This is a genomic window from Halosimplex rarum, from assembly GCF_047715405.1.
GTDB lineage: Archaea > Halobacteriota > Halobacteria > Halobacteriales > Haloarculaceae > Halosimplex > Halosimplex rarum.
This window is the reverse complement of the sequence record NZ_CP180412.1, coordinates 3,950,295-3,966,367: the sequence shown is the minus strand read 5'-3', so window position 1 is coordinate 3,966,367 and position 16,073 is coordinate 3,950,295. Positions and strand designations below refer to the sequence as shown.

The 16,073-nt window shown below is 65.6% G+C and carries 12 protein-coding genes and 1 pseudogene; 7 read left to right on the top strand and 6 right to left on the bottom strand.

Annotated features, from left to right (window positions below):
- Positions 1 to 79: 79 nt before the first annotated feature.
- Positions 80 to 940: a fumarylacetoacetate hydrolase family protein gene (locus ACMGFH_RS19010; protein ID WP_415380122.1), complete on the bottom strand. Its 861-nt coding sequence runs from the start codon at positions 938 to 940 to the stop codon at positions 80 to 82.
- Between the two features lie 651 nt (positions 941 to 1,591).
- On the opposite strand from ACMGFH_RS19010, the gene ACMGFH_RS19005 reads away from it, so the two are divergent.
- Entirely contained in the window at positions 1,592 to 3,079 is a 1,488-nt protein-coding gene (locus tag ACMGFH_RS19005; RefSeq protein WP_415380121.1) for an alpha-N-arabinofuranosidase, read from the top strand.
- 83 nt (positions 3,080 to 3,162) lie between these two features.
- Here the strand turns inward: ACMGFH_RS19005 and ACMGFH_RS19000 are convergent, their stop codons facing one another.
- Positions 3,163 to 4,758, bottom strand: coding sequence for a GMC family oxidoreductase (locus tag ACMGFH_RS19000; protein ID WP_415380119.1), 1,596 nt, complete (start codon positions 4,756 to 4,758; stop codon positions 3,163 to 3,165).
- A gap of 152 nt (positions 4,759 to 4,910) precedes the next feature.
- On the opposite strand from ACMGFH_RS19000, the gene ACMGFH_RS18995 reads away from it, so the two are divergent.
- The 5 genes from ACMGFH_RS18995 (at position 4,911) to ACMGFH_RS18975 (ending at position 10,566) form a co-directional block, all read left to right on the top strand.
- Entirely contained in the window at positions 4,911 to 6,077 is a 1,167-nt protein-coding gene (locus ACMGFH_RS18995) for an ABC transporter ATP-binding protein (protein ID WP_415380118.1), read from the top strand.
- A 164-nt stretch (positions 6,078 to 6,241) separates the two neighbouring features.
- Positions 6,242 to 7,651: an extracellular solute-binding protein gene (locus ACMGFH_RS18990; RefSeq protein ID WP_415380117.1), complete on the top strand. Its 1,410-nt coding sequence runs from the start codon at positions 6,242 to 6,244 to the stop codon at positions 7,649 to 7,651.
- A gap of 24 nt (positions 7,652 to 7,675) precedes the next feature.
- Positions 7,676 to 8,614: a carbohydrate ABC transporter permease gene (locus tag ACMGFH_RS18985; protein WP_415380116.1), complete on the top strand. Its 939-nt coding sequence runs from the start codon at positions 7,676 to 7,678 to the stop codon at positions 8,612 to 8,614.
- Positions 8,607 to 9,494: a carbohydrate ABC transporter permease gene (locus tag ACMGFH_RS18980; protein WP_415380115.1), complete on the top strand. Its 888-nt coding sequence runs from the start codon at positions 8,607 to 8,609 to the stop codon at positions 9,492 to 9,494. Before ACMGFH_RS18985 ends, ACMGFH_RS18980 begins: the two co-directional genes overlap by 8 nt.
- 373 nt (positions 9,495 to 9,867) lie before the next feature.
- Positions 9,868 to 10,566, top strand: a complete 699-nt coding sequence (locus ACMGFH_RS18975) for a hypothetical protein (RefSeq protein ID WP_415380114.1) — start codon at positions 9,868 to 9,870, stop codon at positions 10,564 to 10,566.
- Positions 10,567 to 10,684: 118 nt separating this feature from the next.
- Here the strand turns inward: ACMGFH_RS18975 and ACMGFH_RS18970 are convergent, their stop codons facing one another.
- The 3 genes and pseudogenes from ACMGFH_RS18970 to ACMGFH_RS18960 form a co-directional block, all read right to left on the bottom strand.
- Positions 10,685 to 12,283, bottom strand: coding sequence for a GMC family oxidoreductase (locus ACMGFH_RS18970; protein WP_415380113.1), 1,599 nt, complete (start codon positions 12,281 to 12,283; stop codon positions 10,685 to 10,687).
- Entirely contained in the window at positions 12,280 to 12,846 is a 567-nt protein-coding gene (locus ACMGFH_RS18965; RefSeq protein WP_415380112.1) for a gluconate 2-dehydrogenase subunit 3 family protein, read from the bottom strand. Before ACMGFH_RS18965 ends, ACMGFH_RS18970 begins: the two co-directional genes overlap by 4 nt.
- 1,051 nt (positions 12,847 to 13,897) lie before the next feature.
- Positions 13,898 to 14,080 (bottom strand): annotated as a pseudogene (locus tag ACMGFH_RS18960) (RNA-splicing ligase RtcB); the annotation flags it as partial.
- Positions 14,081 to 14,130: 50 nt separating this feature from the next.
- Between ACMGFH_RS18960 and ACMGFH_RS18955 the strand changes: the two are divergent.
- Positions 14,131 to 14,286 (top strand): hypothetical protein, encoded by a 156-nt coding sequence (locus ACMGFH_RS18955; protein WP_415380111.1) that lies wholly within the window; start codon positions 14,131 to 14,133, stop codon positions 14,284 to 14,286.
- Between the two features lie 34 nt (positions 14,287 to 14,320).
- Here ACMGFH_RS18955 and ACMGFH_RS18950 read toward each other — a convergent pair whose 3' ends face one another.
- Positions 14,321 to 16,000, bottom strand: coding sequence for a PKD domain-containing protein (locus tag ACMGFH_RS18950; RefSeq protein ID WP_415380109.1), 1,680 nt, complete (start codon positions 15,998 to 16,000; stop codon positions 14,321 to 14,323).
- Positions 16,001 to 16,073 lie beyond the last annotated feature (73 nt).

Sequence of the window (16,073 nt, the reverse complement as noted above, 5' to 3'; positions counted from 1 at the left end):
AGTTCCGGCCATTTCGGAATCGGGTGCGACCGAACAGGCCGATCCCGTGAAAACGAGATTTGTTCGTCTCGACCGAGAGTCAGACCTCGACGACGTCGTTTTCGAGCGTCCCGATGTCCTCGATGGTGATCTTCACCGTGTCCCCCTCGTGGAGGGTCACGTCGGCCGGTGGGATGATGGAGGTGCCGGTTAGCAGGACGGTCAGTTCCGGGACGTAGTTGTGGCGTCTGAAGTACGAGGCCAGTTCCTCGCAGGTGCGGACCATCTCCGACGTCGAGGTCGACTCCTCGAACACCGACTCGCCGTCGCGCTCGATGCTCATCGTCATCTCGAGGTCGTGCGGGTCGTCGACCAGCGCGACGGCCGGTCCGACAGCGCAGCTCCGGTCGTAGATCTTGCTCTGCGGGAGATACAGCAGGTTATCGCGCTCGATCGACCGACTGCACATGTCGTTGCCGACCGTGTATCCGACGATTTCGCCGTCCAGGAGCACCAGCGAGAGCTCGGGCTCGGGCGCGTTCCACTCCGAGTCGCCCCTGATACCGACCGCCTCCCCCGGCCCGACCGTTCGGGTTGGGGTGGCCTTGAAGTACACTTCGGGGCGCTCGGCCTCGTAGGCGTCGAGGTACGTCTCCCCGAGTCCCCCCTCTTCCTGGCGGTCCTCCTGGCTGATGGCGTAGGTCACGCCCGCCCCCCATATCTCGTCGGCCCGGACCGGCATCCCCAGATCGCTTCGCAGTTCGGACCGCTCGATCGTCGGTGCATCGTCGCACAGTGCGGCCGTCAAGTCCGCGAGCGGTCGGTCCGCGATGACCGCCGACCGCGCGAGTTCTCTGAACGAGTCGACCCGAGCGTCGGTCTCGCTCAGGTCGTACAGCTCGTCGCCGCGCTCGACGACAACGGCCGTGTCCGCTCCGTCGATAGTCTGGAAGTATCTCATTCGTCCAGTTCCGATATTCGCTGTCCGAGATAAATAGATTGCCCCGACCCCGCCAGATCGCGGATGACCGGCGCGGCGACCCGTACGTACCGGTATCGCTGGTTTCCGGCTATCGACGGGATCCGCGACCCCCTGGTGCGGTGACTTCGTCTCGGTGGCGTCGACACCGTTCCCGGTGTGACGACGACGTTTCGAGATAGTCGGAACGTCGATTCGGGATCGACCACTCGCTGTCAGCCTCGTCAATTACAGTATTATAATTGTAATTCTCCAAAACTAACACTATCTTTTGTGATTGACAAAGGGAAACACAACTCCAGAGAACCGAGTCGAGGTTGTCTATAATGCTCGTTCATGATGTACCACAGTGGTGGTGGAGAGACGTGTGACCAGGCACTCGATTGGTAATTTCTGTTCGCAGAGACGCAGATGGCCGCCTGAGCGAGTCGAGCAGCGTTCCGGCCATCTCGGAACTACGCTGGAGCGCCACGCTGTGGACGGATACTTCGTGGACCATCGCGACGGGCAGTGAAGTCACTCCAGACCGCGATAGCAGGCCATCGGGGTACTCCGGCAGGGCGAACGAGACGGGTGGATCAGATCCGCTCCCACCGATTGTTTTATTGGGTCGTCACTGGAGGGTACAGTCGTATGCCAGACGCTCGCATAGCTGTCCATCCGGAAGCGCGTATCGACCGTATCGAACCCGAAGTCCACGGGCACTTCTCGGAGCACCTCGGGCGCTGTATCTACGACGGCATCTGGCACGACGAGACCGTCGACAGCGAGGGGTTCCGCGAAGACGTCGTCGACCTCCTCGACGACCTCGACCTGCCCGTGCTCCGCTGGCCGGGCGGCTGTTTCGCCGACGACTACCACTGGGAGGACGGCGTCGGCGAGGACCGCCCCCGCCGACGGAACCTCTTTTGGGCGCAGGGCCGCGAGGAGATACCCGAGGAACCCAACACCTTCGGCACCGACGAGTTCCTCGAACTCTGCGAGCGGATCGACACCGAGCCGTACCTCGCGCTCAACGTCGGGTCGGGCGACCCCCAGGAGGCCACCGACTGGGTCGAGTACTGCAACTACGACGGCGACACGGAACTGGCGAACCGTCGACGCGAGAACGGCCACGAGGATCCCTACGGCGTCAAATACTGGGGCATCGGCAACGAGAACTGGGGCTGTGGCGGCCAGATGTCGCCCGAGCAGTACGCCCGCGAGTACCGCCGCTTCGCTACCTACGTCGGGACCATGGACAACCTCATGGTAGAGGAGGACCACGAGCTCATCGCCGTCGGGTACGAACGCCACGAGTGGAACCGCAGGTACCTGGAGGAAGTCGGCGAGTCGGCCTGGGGCGTCGAGTTCCCGCTCGACCACCTGACGCTCCACCACTACTACGGTCGCGACATGTCCGTCGCCGAGGCCGACGAAGACAAGTACGACAAGTTCCTCGCCGAGGCGCTCGAAATGGAGCGACACATCGAACGGATCGCCGGCGCCATCGACGCCGTCGCGACCACTCGCGATATCGGCGTCATCATCGACGAATGGGGCGGCTGGCACGTCGAGGCGACGGCCGATTCCGGCCTCGAACAGCCAGGAACCGTCCTCGACGCGCTCTCGGCGGCCGCCGTCCTCGACATCTTCAACGACCACGCCGACGTGATGACGATGGCCAACATCGCCCAGACCGTCAACGTCCTGCAGTGCCTCGTCGAGACCGACGGCGACGACGCCTTCGCCCGCCCGACCTACCACGTGTTCGATCTGTACGCCCCGCACAAGGGCAACGAGGCCGTCAGGACCTCGATCGACGCGCCGACGCGCGCGCTGGACGACGGCGAGTTGCCGCTCGTGGGCGCCTCGGCCTCGGTCGACGAGGACGGCGGGGTGTACGTCACCGCGACGAACCTCGACTGCCGGGAGCGCCACACCGTGGAGATAGACCTCGGAAGCGTCGCGGCCGAGACGGTCGACGCGCAGACGCTGTTCGACGGGCAGGAACCCGACGCGGAGGTCGACGCCGACAACGCCGGCGAGTTCGAGCCCGACGACCTCGACGTGTCCGTCAGTGACGGGACGCTGACCGCCGACCTCGGCCCCGCGACGGTCGCGGGCATCTCCATCCAGTGAGAACCCCTCCCTCCCGGTAGTACTGGACTTCCGGACCGCGTCGGGAGTCCGATGGCCCCGGGCGACGCCGCGGCTCGTCGCCCCTACAGATCCTCGTCGACGTGCTCGACCATTTTGAGCGCGAGCGCGACGATGGTGAGCGTGGGATTCATCGCGCCGCCGGTCGGGAAGACGCTGCTGGAGGCGATCGAGAGATTGTCGAGGTCGTGCGTCCGAAGCCGCGAGTCGACGACGCTCTCGGCCGGATCCGTCCCCATCCGGGTCGTTCCCATCGGGTGGCGCGCCGGGCCGGGGTGGTGGACGTCCGTCTGTCCGGTGACACGCGCCCCCATCCTGATGAGGATTCGTCGCTGGATCTCGTGGGCGCGCTCCATCGCCGCGACGGCGTGGTCGCCGACGTCCCAGGAGACGTCCGGGACGGGGTTGCCGTGGTCGTCGGTCTCGTCGGTGTCGAGCGTGACGCGGTTCGTCGGGTCGGGCAACTGTTCGACGAGGGCACCTATCTGCAGGCGGTTGCCGAACTCGAAGTCGACGGCCTCCTGCAGGTCCGTGCCCCACCGCCCGTCCCCGAGCGTGACGTCCAACGGCGACGGACCAGCGTAGTTGAAGAACTCGAGTTTGATGCTCCCCGGGGTCGGGTCCTCGTGGTCGTAGAACTGGTGGGACTCGCTGGTGATGAACCCGATCTCGTGCTGTTCGGTTCGCTCCATCAGGACCGCGTTCGTGCCCGCGAAAGCGTGTTCCATTAGGTAGCGCCCCACCGCACCGGAGGAGTTGGCCAGTCCGTCGGGGTACCGTTCGGACTTCGACAGCAGCAATAGGCGCGGCGTCTCGATGCCGCCGCAGGCGATCACGAACTGACGGGCTTCCTGGCGGTGTTCGGTCCCGTCGGGTGTGGCGTAGACGGCGGCCTCCACGCGCTCGCCGTCGGTGTCGTGTTCGAGCCGCTGGACCGGCGCCCGGTCGACGACGCGTGCGCCCGCTTGCTCGGCGTTCCGGACGTGAACGGTCGCGTCGTACTTCGCGCCCGAGGGACAGACCGGCGCACAGGTGCCCCAGCCCTGGCACGCCGACCGGCCGTCGTACGGTTCGCTGTTGCGCGCCTGCGGGACCGAGTGGGCCGCGACGTCGAGTTCCTCGCAGGCCGCGGCGAACAGCGAGTCCGAGTAACTCGGCGGGAACCGATCCATGGGGAACGGCTCCTCGCGGGGCGGGGCGAAGGGGTTGTCCTCGCTTCCGGCGACGCCCAGCTCCGACTCGGCCTCGGCGTAGTAGGGCCGGAGGTCGCCGTAGGAGATGGGCCAGTCGGTAGCGAGGCCGTAGCGGCTCTCCATCTCGAAGTCCTTCTCGTGAAAGCGGGGCGTGAGTCCGAGCCAATGCAACGTCGTGCCGCCGACGCCTTTCACGCGGGTCGTGTTCAGGGGGTAGTGGATCTCCCCGCTGGAGGTGTAGGCGTCCCGCGGTCCGCCCATGTCCCAGACGTCCGTCCAGCCGTGCGCGGGACGCAGGTGCCGCTCCATCCGGCGCTGTCGGTCGGCGACATCGAACCGCGGGCCCGCTTCGAGGACGACCACTTCGTGGCCGCGGACGGCGAGCGCGGCGGCGGTGACGGCGCCAGCGGGACCGGACCCGACGATACAGACGTCGACGCGGTCGGACGGTGTCCGCGGTCCGTTCACTGTCCACCTCGACGCACGGGGGCCGCGATCCCGGGACCAGTCGCTCGCTCGGAGCGCATACTCCCCGGTATCGGGATGGGACGCTTAACTGTTTCGTCGATAGCGACCAGATGGCCAAAGCTATTTTAACAGGTCCCGGCATATGAGGCGATATGGCTAGTGTTAGCATCGACGACGTGACGAAGATCTACGAGGACAGTGACGAGGGGCGGATACTGGCCGTCGACGGCGTCAGTCTGGAGGTCGAGGACGGCGAGTTCGTAACCATCGTCGGTCCGTCGGGGTCGGGGAAGTCGACGTTGCTGCGGATGGTCGCAGGCCTCGAGGACATCACCGAGGGAACGATGAAGATCGGGGATCGGGTCATCAACGACGTCCAGCCCCAGGACAGAGGGGTGGCGATGGTGTTCCAGAACTACGCGCTGTACCCTCACATGACCGCGCGGAAGAACATGTCCTACGGACTGAAACTGACCTCGGACCTCTCGGACGAGAAGGTCGCGGAACGCGTCGAGGAGGCCGCCGAGATGATGGGGATCGAAGACCAGCTGGACAAGAAGCCGGGGAGCCTCTCGGGCGGCCAGCAACAGCGCGTCGCCACCGGGCGGGCGATCGTGCGCGACCCCGAGGTGTTCCTGTTCGACGAACCCCTCTCGAACCTCGACGCGAAGCTGCGCGTCCACATGCGCACGGAGCTCCAGCGCATCCAGGAGGAGCTCGGGACGACCTCTATCTACGTGACCCACGACCAGGAGGAGGCCATGACGATGTCCGACCGGATCGTCGTCCTGGACGCGGGGCAGATCCAGCAGGTCGGGACGCCAGAGGAGATCTACAACGAACCCGCGAACCTGTTCGTCGCCGACTTCGTCGGCAGCCCGTCGATGAACACCTTCGACGTTGAGCTGAACGGCAACACGCTCGTGGGCGAGGCCTTCGACTACCACCTCTCGGACCAGCACCTCGAACGAGTCAGAGAGGACGCCAGCGACGGGGAACAGCTCATCCTGGGCATCCGCCCGGAGAACATCCACCTGGCCGAGAGCACCGAGGAGAACGCCATCCGGGCTCACCTCGACGTCCGGGAGCCGATAGGCAGCGACAACTACCTCTATCTCACGATGGGCGGCGAGGAGTGTCGGGTCCGCGTCCCCGGGGACGTCAAACCCGAGGAGGGGACCGACCTCACGGTCCGGTTCGACGAGTCGAACCTCCACCTCTTCCGCGAGAAGACCGGCCGGAACGTCCTCGCGGACGTCGAACCGGCGGCGCAGGCACAGGCATCCGGTGAGAGTTCTGTCGCGACCGCCGAAGACTGACCGCGATAGGACCTGAACTCCGCCGACCGATTGCCGTGCGTCACGGTCGGCGCGCCCCCAGTCCGATCGCTCTCGATCCCTCTCACGTGTTCCAGTTCCACAGCCCCCACAAATGTATATAACCATACATAATTGTTATATATGTCCGTTCTATATCGTTCTCTATGTCACTCGATGACAACGGCGTGAACAGGCGTCGCCGTAAATTTATCAAGGCGGTCGGTATCACAGGTGCCGTGGGATTAGCCGGTTGTAGTGGTGGCGGCGATGGCGGCGATGGAGGCGGTGACGGCAGTGACGGCAGTGACGGCGGTGGCGGCGGTGGTGGCGGTGGCGGCGGCACCGCGACCGGAACCCCGAGCGCGACGCCGCCGGACGCGGATACGGTGCTCACGTACTGGACGCTGTTCGGCGGCGGCGACGGCGTCGTGATGGCGAGCATCATCGACAAGTTCAACCAGGAACGGCCGCTCGGGGACGGCGTCGGCATCCGGCGCCAGCGCGTCCCGTGGGACCAGTACTACGACAGGTTGTTCACGGCCCTGACCGGCGACGCGGCCCCCGACATGGCGATCATGCACGGGTCGCTGCTGCGGCGGTTCAGCGACGTCCTCGTGGACCCGACGCAGCACCTCGACGCCAGTCTGGAGGACGACTACCTCGCCTCACACAGCGACCTGGTCACGATCAACGGCGAGGCCCAGGCCCTGCCGATGGACTTCCACCCGGCCGGCATCTACTACAACAAGACCATCTTCGAGGAGGCGGGCCTCGACCCGGAGAGCCCGCCGAGCAACTGGGAGGAATTCAAGGCCGCGGGCGATACGATCGTCTCGGAGACCGACAACCACGCGTGGTGTCCGACGCCCTACCAGGACGGGGTCGGATCCTACCGCGCCTGGAGTGGCTGGGTCAAACAGGCCGGCGGCGAACTGTTCAACGAGGACGCCAGCGAGCCCCTGTTCAACAACGAAGTCGGCCAGGAGATGACCCAGACGTTCTACGACATGACCGGCGACTGGGGCTGGGCCGAGCAGACGTCCGAGGAGAACTGGGGTAACCGCGTCTTCCAGAACGGGAACCTCGGGATGGTCACGAACGGGACCTGGTACGTCAACGTCATGCGCGAACTCGAGGACTTCGACTGGGGCTTTTTCAAGCCCTACGTCGCTCCCGGGCACGAGCAGAACGCCGCCTGGGCGGACGGACACACCGTTATCCTGCCCCAGAGCGCCGACCGAAACGAGCGGAAGACTCGACTGGCCGCCGAGGCGGCCAGCTGGATCACCACCCAGAACCCCGAGTGGGGGACCGAGGCGGGCCACCTGCCCGCCAGTCGGGAGATAAGCGAATCCGGCGCGCTCGAAGAGGCGGCGATCTACGACAAGACGCTCAGCAAGTTCCTCGAGATGGCCGAGGCCGAGGAGTACTTCTTCCACCCGCAGTGGCCGCAGGGTGACCCGAACGACGAGGCCAACTGGAGCTGGCTGGTCGACGTCTGGGCGCACAACTCCGAGCCCGACGAGGCCATTCAGGGAGCCGAACAGACGATCAACAACGCCATCGGGAACTGACACCGCGGGGTCTACACTACTATCATGTCGATACGTAACCGATTGTCAGGCCTGACACGGACCGAAGAGGGCCACAAGCGCCAGAACATCGGCCCGGTCAGCCGGGAGACTATCCAGGGCTATCTCTGGGCCCTGCCGTATCTGGCCGCGTTCGCCGTGTTCCTCCTGTGGCCCCTGGGCAAGGGACTGTGGATGAGCGCCCACGACTGGAACCCGCTGCTCCCCTCGGAGTCGGAGTGGATCGGGATCCAGAACTACGTGGAGCTGCTGAACGACCCGTTCTTCTGGGGCGCCCTCTGGAACACGATCTACTTCGTGATCCTGACGGTGGCCCCGATGGTGGTCCTGAGTCTGGTCCTCGCGCTGGGTGTCAACCGCAACGTGAAGGGCAAGACCGCGCTCCGCACCATCTACTTCAGCCCTTACGTGTTGACGATCGCGGTCGTGGCGATCGTCTGGCTGGAGTTCCTGTCGACGGACTTCGGACCGATCAACTACTACCTCGACATGTTCTTCGGGATCCGTCCCCAGTGGCTGACCTCGGAACTGCTCGCGATGCCATCGCTGGCGACGACGACGGTCTGGTGGCTGCTGGGGTTCAACTTCGTGATACTCCTCGCAGCCCGCCAGAACGTCCCCCAGCGGCTGTACGAGGCCGCACGGCTCGACGGCGCCAGCACCTGGCGCCAGTTCCGGGACATCACGCTCCCGCAGATGCGAAACGCCATGCTGTTCGTCGTCATCATCCAGTTCATCTATCAGTTCCAGGTCTTCGGCCAGCCCTACGTCATGACCAGCGGCGGCCCGGACCAGTCGACGCGGACGATCGTCTACTATCTCTACCAGTCGGCGTTCAACCAGCAGTCCTTCGGCTACGCCGCGGCGATCGGGTACATCCTGTTCGCCATTCTGGTCCTGATCTCGCTCGTGAACTACTACGTCATCGGAGGAGACAATGAGTGACGCACGCCCCGACGAGTCGATAGCCGGCCGCGCCTCGCGGTCGTTCGACGGACTGACTAGCAGCCTCACGCTCGAAAGTGTCGGCGTTCACGCGTTCCTCTACGGGGTCGCGCTGATCTTCCTGCTCCCGTATCTCTACATGCTGACGCTGTCGTTCCAGCCCCGGAGCACCGCGATCGACGGCATCCCGTACTGGATCCCGCCGGAGTTCACGCTCGAACACTACCAGTACCTGTTCGAGAACTCGCTCATCGTCGACTGGACGATCAACACGTTCATCATCGCGGGCGGGGCGACCGTGCTGATCCTGATCGTCGACGCGATGATCGCCTACTCGCTGTCCCGGCTGAGCTGGCCCGGCCAGGGCGCCATCCTCGGGATCATCGTCGCCAGCTTCATGGTCCCGTACTATCTGAACATCGTGCCGCTGTTCACGATCATCGCGGACCTGGGCCTCGTCAACAGCTACTGGGGCGTCGTCCTGCCCGCGGCGGCGAGTCCGCTGGGCGTGTTCCTGCTCTATCAGTTCTTCAAGGACATCCCCGACGAGTACGAGGAGGCCGCACGCCTCGACGGGTTCTCGACGTTCCAGATCTTCACGCGGCTCATCCTGCCGCTCTCGCGGCCGGTGTTGACCGCGCTGGCGCTGTTCCAGTTCGTCTTCAACTGGAACGCGTTCCTGTGGCCGCTCGTCGTGTTGCAGGACAACGCGGCGTTCACGCTCCCGATCGGGCTCGTCTCGCTGCTCAACGCCCAGATCTACCGGCCGGGCCGCACCATGGCCGCGGCGCTCATCGCGTCGGTGCCGCTGCTGTTGGTCTTCCTCCTGCTCCAGCGGTACCTCGTGCAGGCCGTCGAGATGCAGGGCGTCACCGAGTGACCCCTGTCCCGGCCCCCTCTGCCGTCTTCTCTCGCCGGCCCCATCGCCAGTCCGTCGTCCCGCTCTCTTCGGCCGACACACCGCCCGTGGCCGTGGCTCCCGCGTTCCGAGTGGACCGTCCGACCCCGGCGACGGGCGCGGATACAGCAAGTTTGGCCGGGATCGAACGAGGGAGGGAGCCCGGTCTCGCAGTGTCAGCCATGACTGACTCCGGCGGCTCGCTCCCGGCCCACGCGACGGCGCGCGACACCCGCGGACGGCGGCGCGCGCCGCGAGTCGCGCCGGCTACGGGCGGTCGCACCGTGCCGCCAGTCGCGGCCGGCACCGACCGGGGCGTCGCACCGCGAACCGACCGCGAGCGAGCAGGTGACCCATGAGCGACACCGAAACCGAGGTCGATACCGACGTCGGCATCGAGGCGGTCCACGGCGCGTTCAGCGCGTCGTTCCGGTTCATCGCAGAGAACGCCCTCACAGTCGTCGGCGTGAGCCTCGCGTGGACGCTGGCGTCGCTCCCGCTGGTCACGGTGGGGCCGGCGACGCTGGGCGCCTACGCCGCAGTCGCCTCGCTGCGCGAGCAGGGGTCCGTCGACGTCGGCGCGGTCCGCGAAACGGTGCGCGACCACGGCCTCAACGCCTTCCTGCTCGGGGGCGTCGTCGTCCTGCTGGCGGGAATCAGCGTCCTCTACGTCGCCCAGTTCGTGCGGACGGAGGCGACGGTCGCCGGCGTCCTCGGCGTCGCGGGCCTGTACGTGACCGTCCACCTCGTGCTGGTCCTGGTCCCGACGTTCGTCGGACTGGCCGCCGGTGTCCCGTTCGCGGAGGCCATCAGGACGAGCTATCGGTGGACCATCTCGCACTCGGTGGCCGCGCTCTCGATGCTGTTGCTCACCGGCGTCCTCCTGGCGCTGTCGCTCCTGCTCACCGTCGCGTTCGTGCTGGTGTTCCCGGCGGTCGCCGCCTGGTTCCACACGACGTTGCTGGAGCCGCTGTTCGTGCCGGAGGGCGAACTGGTCAGCGGTGCCGAGGACCGCTCCGGGTCAGCGGGGTACGCAGGGTCGCGGGGCGGCTGACCCGTCCTCGTCCGGACGACTGACTCGTCCGGTCGGTCGGCAGTCATTTGCGGTCGTCTTCGAAACGTAGTGCAAACGGGACGGGATTGGACGGGGACGGATGGAGCCGGTCAGGCCGTCAGAGGGCGGCGTCGACGTGCTCGGCGGCTTTCAGGGAGAGCGCGGCGATGGTGAGCGTCGGGTTCATCGCGCCGCCGGTTGGGAAGACGCTGCTGGACGCGATGGAGAGATTCTCCAGATCGTGGGTGCGAAGCCGGGGATCCACGACGCTTTCGGCGGGGTCGTCACCCATCCGAGTCGTCCCCATCGGATGGCTTCCCGACAGCGGGCTGTGAGCCGGGGTGGCGTAGTCGACGCGCGCGCCGGCCTCGCTGAGGATATCGCGCTGGACCTGAATGGCTTTCTCGGCGGTCGCCCGCCCGTGGTCGCCGATCGTCCAGTGGACGTCCGGGACGGGATTGCCGTGGTCGTCGGTCTGCGAGTCGTCGAGCGTGACACGGCTGTTCGGATTCGGGAGTTGCTCGACGAGCGCTTCTGTTCCGATGTGGCCGCCGTACGAGCGCTGGACTGCGGCCGTGACGTCGTCTCCCCACCCGCCGTCGCCCAGCGCGGCCTCGACCGGCGAGGGGCCGGCGTAGTTGAGGAAGCCGACGAAGAAACTCCCCGGCGTCTCCTCCTCGTGGTCGTAGAACTGGTGGGTGACCGACGTGGTGAAGCCGACCTGGTGTTGCCCGGTGGGCTCCGGGAGCTGGCCGGTGACGAGGTACAGCAGGTGGTCCATCAGGTACCGACCCACTGCTCCGGAGGAGTTGGCGAGCCCGTCGGGGTAGGCATCGGACTGCGAGAGCAACAGCAGGCGCGGCGTCTCGATGGCGCCGCAAGCGATCACGAACTGGCGGGCTTCCTGGCGGTGTTCGGTCCCGTCGGGCGTGGCGTAGACGGCGGCCTCCACGCGCTCGCCGTCGGCGTCGTGTTCGAGTCGCTGGACCGGGACGCGGTCGAGGACGCGGGCGCCTTCGGACTCGGCCTTGCGGACGTGGACCGAGCCGTCGTACTTCGCGCCGGAGGGACAGACCGGGGTGCAGGTGCCGTAGCCGACACAGGCGCTGCGGCCGTCGTACCCCTCGCTGTTGCGCGCCTGCGCGACCGAGTGGACGTCGATGTCCAGTTCCTCGCAGGCCTCGCCGAGGATCGTGTCGGAATGGCTCGGCGGGAACGCGTCCATCGGGAACGACTCCTCGCGTGGGGGCGCGAAGGGGTTGTCGTCGGCGCCCGAGACGCCCAGCTCCGTCTCCGCGTCGGCGTAGTAGGGCCGGAGGTCGTCGTAGGAGATGGGCCAGTCGGTAGCGAGGCCGTAGCGGCTGTCCATCTCAAAGTCCTTCGGGTGGAGTCGCGGCGTGTAGCCGATCCAGTGGAGCGTCGTCCCGCCGACGCCCTTGATGCGCGTCGAGTTGAGCGGATAGTCCACGTCGCCCGTGGACGCGTAGGCGTCGCGGTCGCCGCCCATCCCCCAGACGTCCGTCCAGTCGTGGGCCGGGCGCTGATGGCGTTCCATGCGCTCCAGGCGCTCGTCAGGGGGGACCCGGGGGCCGGCTTCGAGGACGACCACGTCGTGACCGCGCTGCGCCAGCGAGTGCGCGACGATGCCGCCAGCAGGTCCCGCGCCGACGATACACACGTCGGCCCGTTCTGACGGTGTACGGTCCGTCGCGCTCATCGGTCGGGTCCCTGCTGGTACGCGTCGAGTCCGCCGGGGTGGCCCGGCGGGTTCTCGATGCCGACCAGTTCCCCGCCCTTCGGCGAGCGCATCAGCCCGTAGAGCAACTCGTTGACGAGGTAGTACCGGATCCGTTCGAGTTCGTCGCCCTCGGGGTCGGGCTCGACCTGCGACATTCGGAGGGACTGGAGGAGCGCGTCCCCCTCTTCGGGTTCCAGTTCGCGGAACGGTGCGCTGTGTTCCGAACGGGCGCGGTCGTCCAGGGCTGTCGCGGCGTCGACCATTGCGGCGCGGTGGTCCTCGTCGCTCTCGGTCCGCCCGGATACGAACGTCCGGACGAACGGCTCCACCTCACTGACCTCGGATGGGTAGACGACCTCGGCGAGGGCGACTGTCGTCGCCAGGAGCACCTCCGTATCGTCACTTCCCGCCGACGTTCCGACGGATCCGTCGTTCTCGTCGGGTTCGTCACTGTCCCGCAGTTCAGACGCGCCGTACACCACCCCACCGCCGACACCGATGGCCGCAAGCGCCGCTACCGCGTCGCGGCGTGTCAATTCCATGAACGCACTCAGCACGCAACTTCAGTTAACTCTTGTGCTCAGAACGGAATCGCCCGACGAGCGTCCGAGACGGAAGCGGAGTATAATCGGCGTTCCCAGTGGCGGGCCGGTAGCCGACAGCGAGAATCCAAACCACGGTTCGATCGATTGCCTCGTCCCCATCGCTGGCGTGCGTCCTGACGAGGATTTCAGAACTAGTATAAAATTACATAGTATGTCAGAAAACAATATTAAATTCCGGTGTCAGAGTCGTGCTGTGGTTCGGATCGAATGTGTTCTCTCGGTGTTCTGTACTCAGTAACTCGCCCTTCCGCGTCGTAGCGTTCGAACCGCGCCAACTTCTCTTTCCCCCTTCGGCGAACGTCTACTGATGGATTTCAAAGACGATCGGTCTGGGAATGGGGGTCCCCTGTCTCGGATGAGTCCCTGTCTATCAGGCCTATCCCCGGCGTATTCAGCGTGGTGCCACTGAATCATTCGATCGACAAGCTACATCACCGTCTCTTTTCTTTTGACGAGCTCGGGGAGGTAAATGGGGTTCATCAGGTATGCAGATGTGTTACATTTATCTTACCTTTATTGATTGTAGTCAGATCCCTATTATAACCTGGCGGATTTCGAGACAGAACTGAGAGACGAACGGAGCCGATCCGGCCGAATCAGATCCCCCGGATCTACCTCGGGCGGGAAATTCGTCGGCAAGGATAGGTATGGAGGAGAAATTGTTAGTACCCCCAGGCGCTTTGCACGTATTGCAAGTTCATCAGCGTTTATTGGTGGCTTGCCATGACTCAGTCGGGGCAGTCCTCGAACCATCTGCCCTGACCTCATTCATCGATACTGTCGCTCTCGATACTCACAGCGAGGTAATGATCGAGACGGAATTTCGGAAATCGTGATTTCAGAAATCGTGATTTCCAAATCCAATCGACGATGAGACTCCACGAGTGGAGTTCACCGACGAATTTTGGCGACGAGCTGGGGAAAAGAACAGGACGCTCGATCGCGTTTCGGACGTCGAGAGTGAACTCAATTCGCCAGCCGCATCGGTTCACTCCAGCGCCTTCAGGTTATGGACGGGGTCGAGCCAGTCGACGATTTCGGCGGTCGGTTCGACGGCCCCCGCGATCGCCTCCGCGGGCTTGTACGCCATCGGTGCCTCGTCGAGGACGTCGTCGACGACAGACTCGGAGTAGACCCCCTCCATCGACGCCTCGAACTCGTCGAGCGAGAGCGATTCGCGACAACTACTAGATCATTATCGCGATAATAATTATCCAGATAATGACCTTCTATGACAGGGACGATGAACTCGAGGCCCTCGACCGGGCGTTGGAGTCGCCAGGGCAACCTGTCATTCCCGCTCTCGAAGACGACGTCGAGGACGACGTTTCGCTGTTCGATTCCGAGACCCTCAGGGCCGTTCTTTCAGCCGAATAGCGAGTCCAGAGGGGCAAATTCAGCGCTCCCCGAATTAGGTATCGGCCTCCTCGACGGTGATCTCGACCTCGTGGGTCGTCGAGTGGCCGGTGTTGTCGGTCGCGGTCAGTTCGACGGTGTAGGTTCCCGTAGAGCCGTAGGCGTGAGACGCCCACCAACCCTCCGCAGTCGTGCCGTCGCCGAACGCCCAGGTCAGCGCGTCGATCCAGCGGTCGTCGCCGGAGGTGTCCCGGGCCTCGAACTCGACGGTCTCGTCGACTGCCGGGGCGGTCGTGCTCGGGTCGGCTTTCGCGACCTTCTCGGTCAGCTCGGTGACAGTGATCGCCAGCCCGTGGGTCGTCGACTCGCCGGCGTCGTTCGTCGCGGTGAGTTCCACGTCGTACTGACCGGGGTCGTCGAACGTGTGGGAAGCCGACCAGCCCTCGGCCGTGGTGCCGTCGCCGAACGCCCACTCCAGACCGGTGATCCAGTTGTCCCCGCTGGAGCGGTCGCGGGCCTCGAACTGGACCGTGTCGCCCTCCGTGGCCTGGGTCTTGCCGGGTTCGTGGAGCGCGATGGGCTCCGCGGAGGTTTCGGCGAGCCACTGCCTGATGAACCCGCCGTGTTCCTCGGGGGCCGAGCGCAGCGTCCAGTCGTCGGCGCCGCCCGCGCCGGGCGAGTCGAACATCGCCGGTGCCCAGGAGTCGTCGAAACACCAGGCCGCCCACCCCATGTTGTCGTAGTTCTCGACCCACTCGCGGAACGGCCGGCCCCAGTCGGTGTTTGTGCCCTGGTCGAGGTCCTCGCTGTAGGGGTCCCAGCCGAACTCGGTGACGAAGACGGGCACGTCCTCGGCGGGCGCGCCGTAGGTGTCGTCGAACGCCTCGGGCTGGCCGTTGTCGGGGTAGATGTGCGCGGCGTAGACCAGGTTCTCGCCCTCGAAGGGGTACTCCGGAGCGAAGTTCGTCCGGGAGGTCCAGCTCGGCGAGCCGATGACGATGGGGGTCTCCGGAGCCTCCTCGCGGACCATGTCCACCCACGGTTGGGCGATCTCGCGCCACAGCAGCCACTCGTCTTCTGGGCTCTCGACGGTCTCGCCGTTATCGCTCCAGAAGATCGGATAGGTGGGCTCGTTGAACAGCTCGTAGAGGACGTGGTCGTCGTCGGCGAACGCCGGCGCGACGCCGCCCCAGAAGTTTCGGACGATCTCGTCCGGGCTGGTGTCGTAGTCGGCGTCGTCCGCGGCCGCCTCGGTGTACGGATGGATGATGTGGTAGTCGATCAGTGCGTAGGTGCCCCGCTCGCCCAGCAGGTCGACGACCGGTCTGAGTACGTCGGAGACCAGCGTCTCGACCCCCAACTGGTCCACGTCCCACTGGGTGACCGGCAGCCGGACGACGTTGGGGTACCAGCCGCGTGCAGGGTCGCTCGCCCAGTCGACGACTTCCGTCGGCGTCTTCGGGTGGATGCCGTCGACCTCGTAGAACCCCATCGACGCCGTCGCGAGACCGCGCAGTCTGACTGCCTCGCCGTCGGCGTCTCTCACCCACCTGCCGTCGGTGTGCAGCCGCGGCGGTGTCTCTCCGTCGGCCGCTGCGGTCCCCGCGAAGCCGCCGAGGGCGACTCCGGCCACGCCCGCGCCGGTCGCCCGGAGGACGCCCCGCCGCGTCGCCGTCCGTCCCTGTGTGCCCGTTCCCCGCTCGTCTGATCCGTGCGGATCGGTATCTGGTACCATTGCGCTTTGTCATCGGAACAGCACGATTTAATACCATGGTTGAATGAAACGTCGTCGAACTAATGATCGGTGG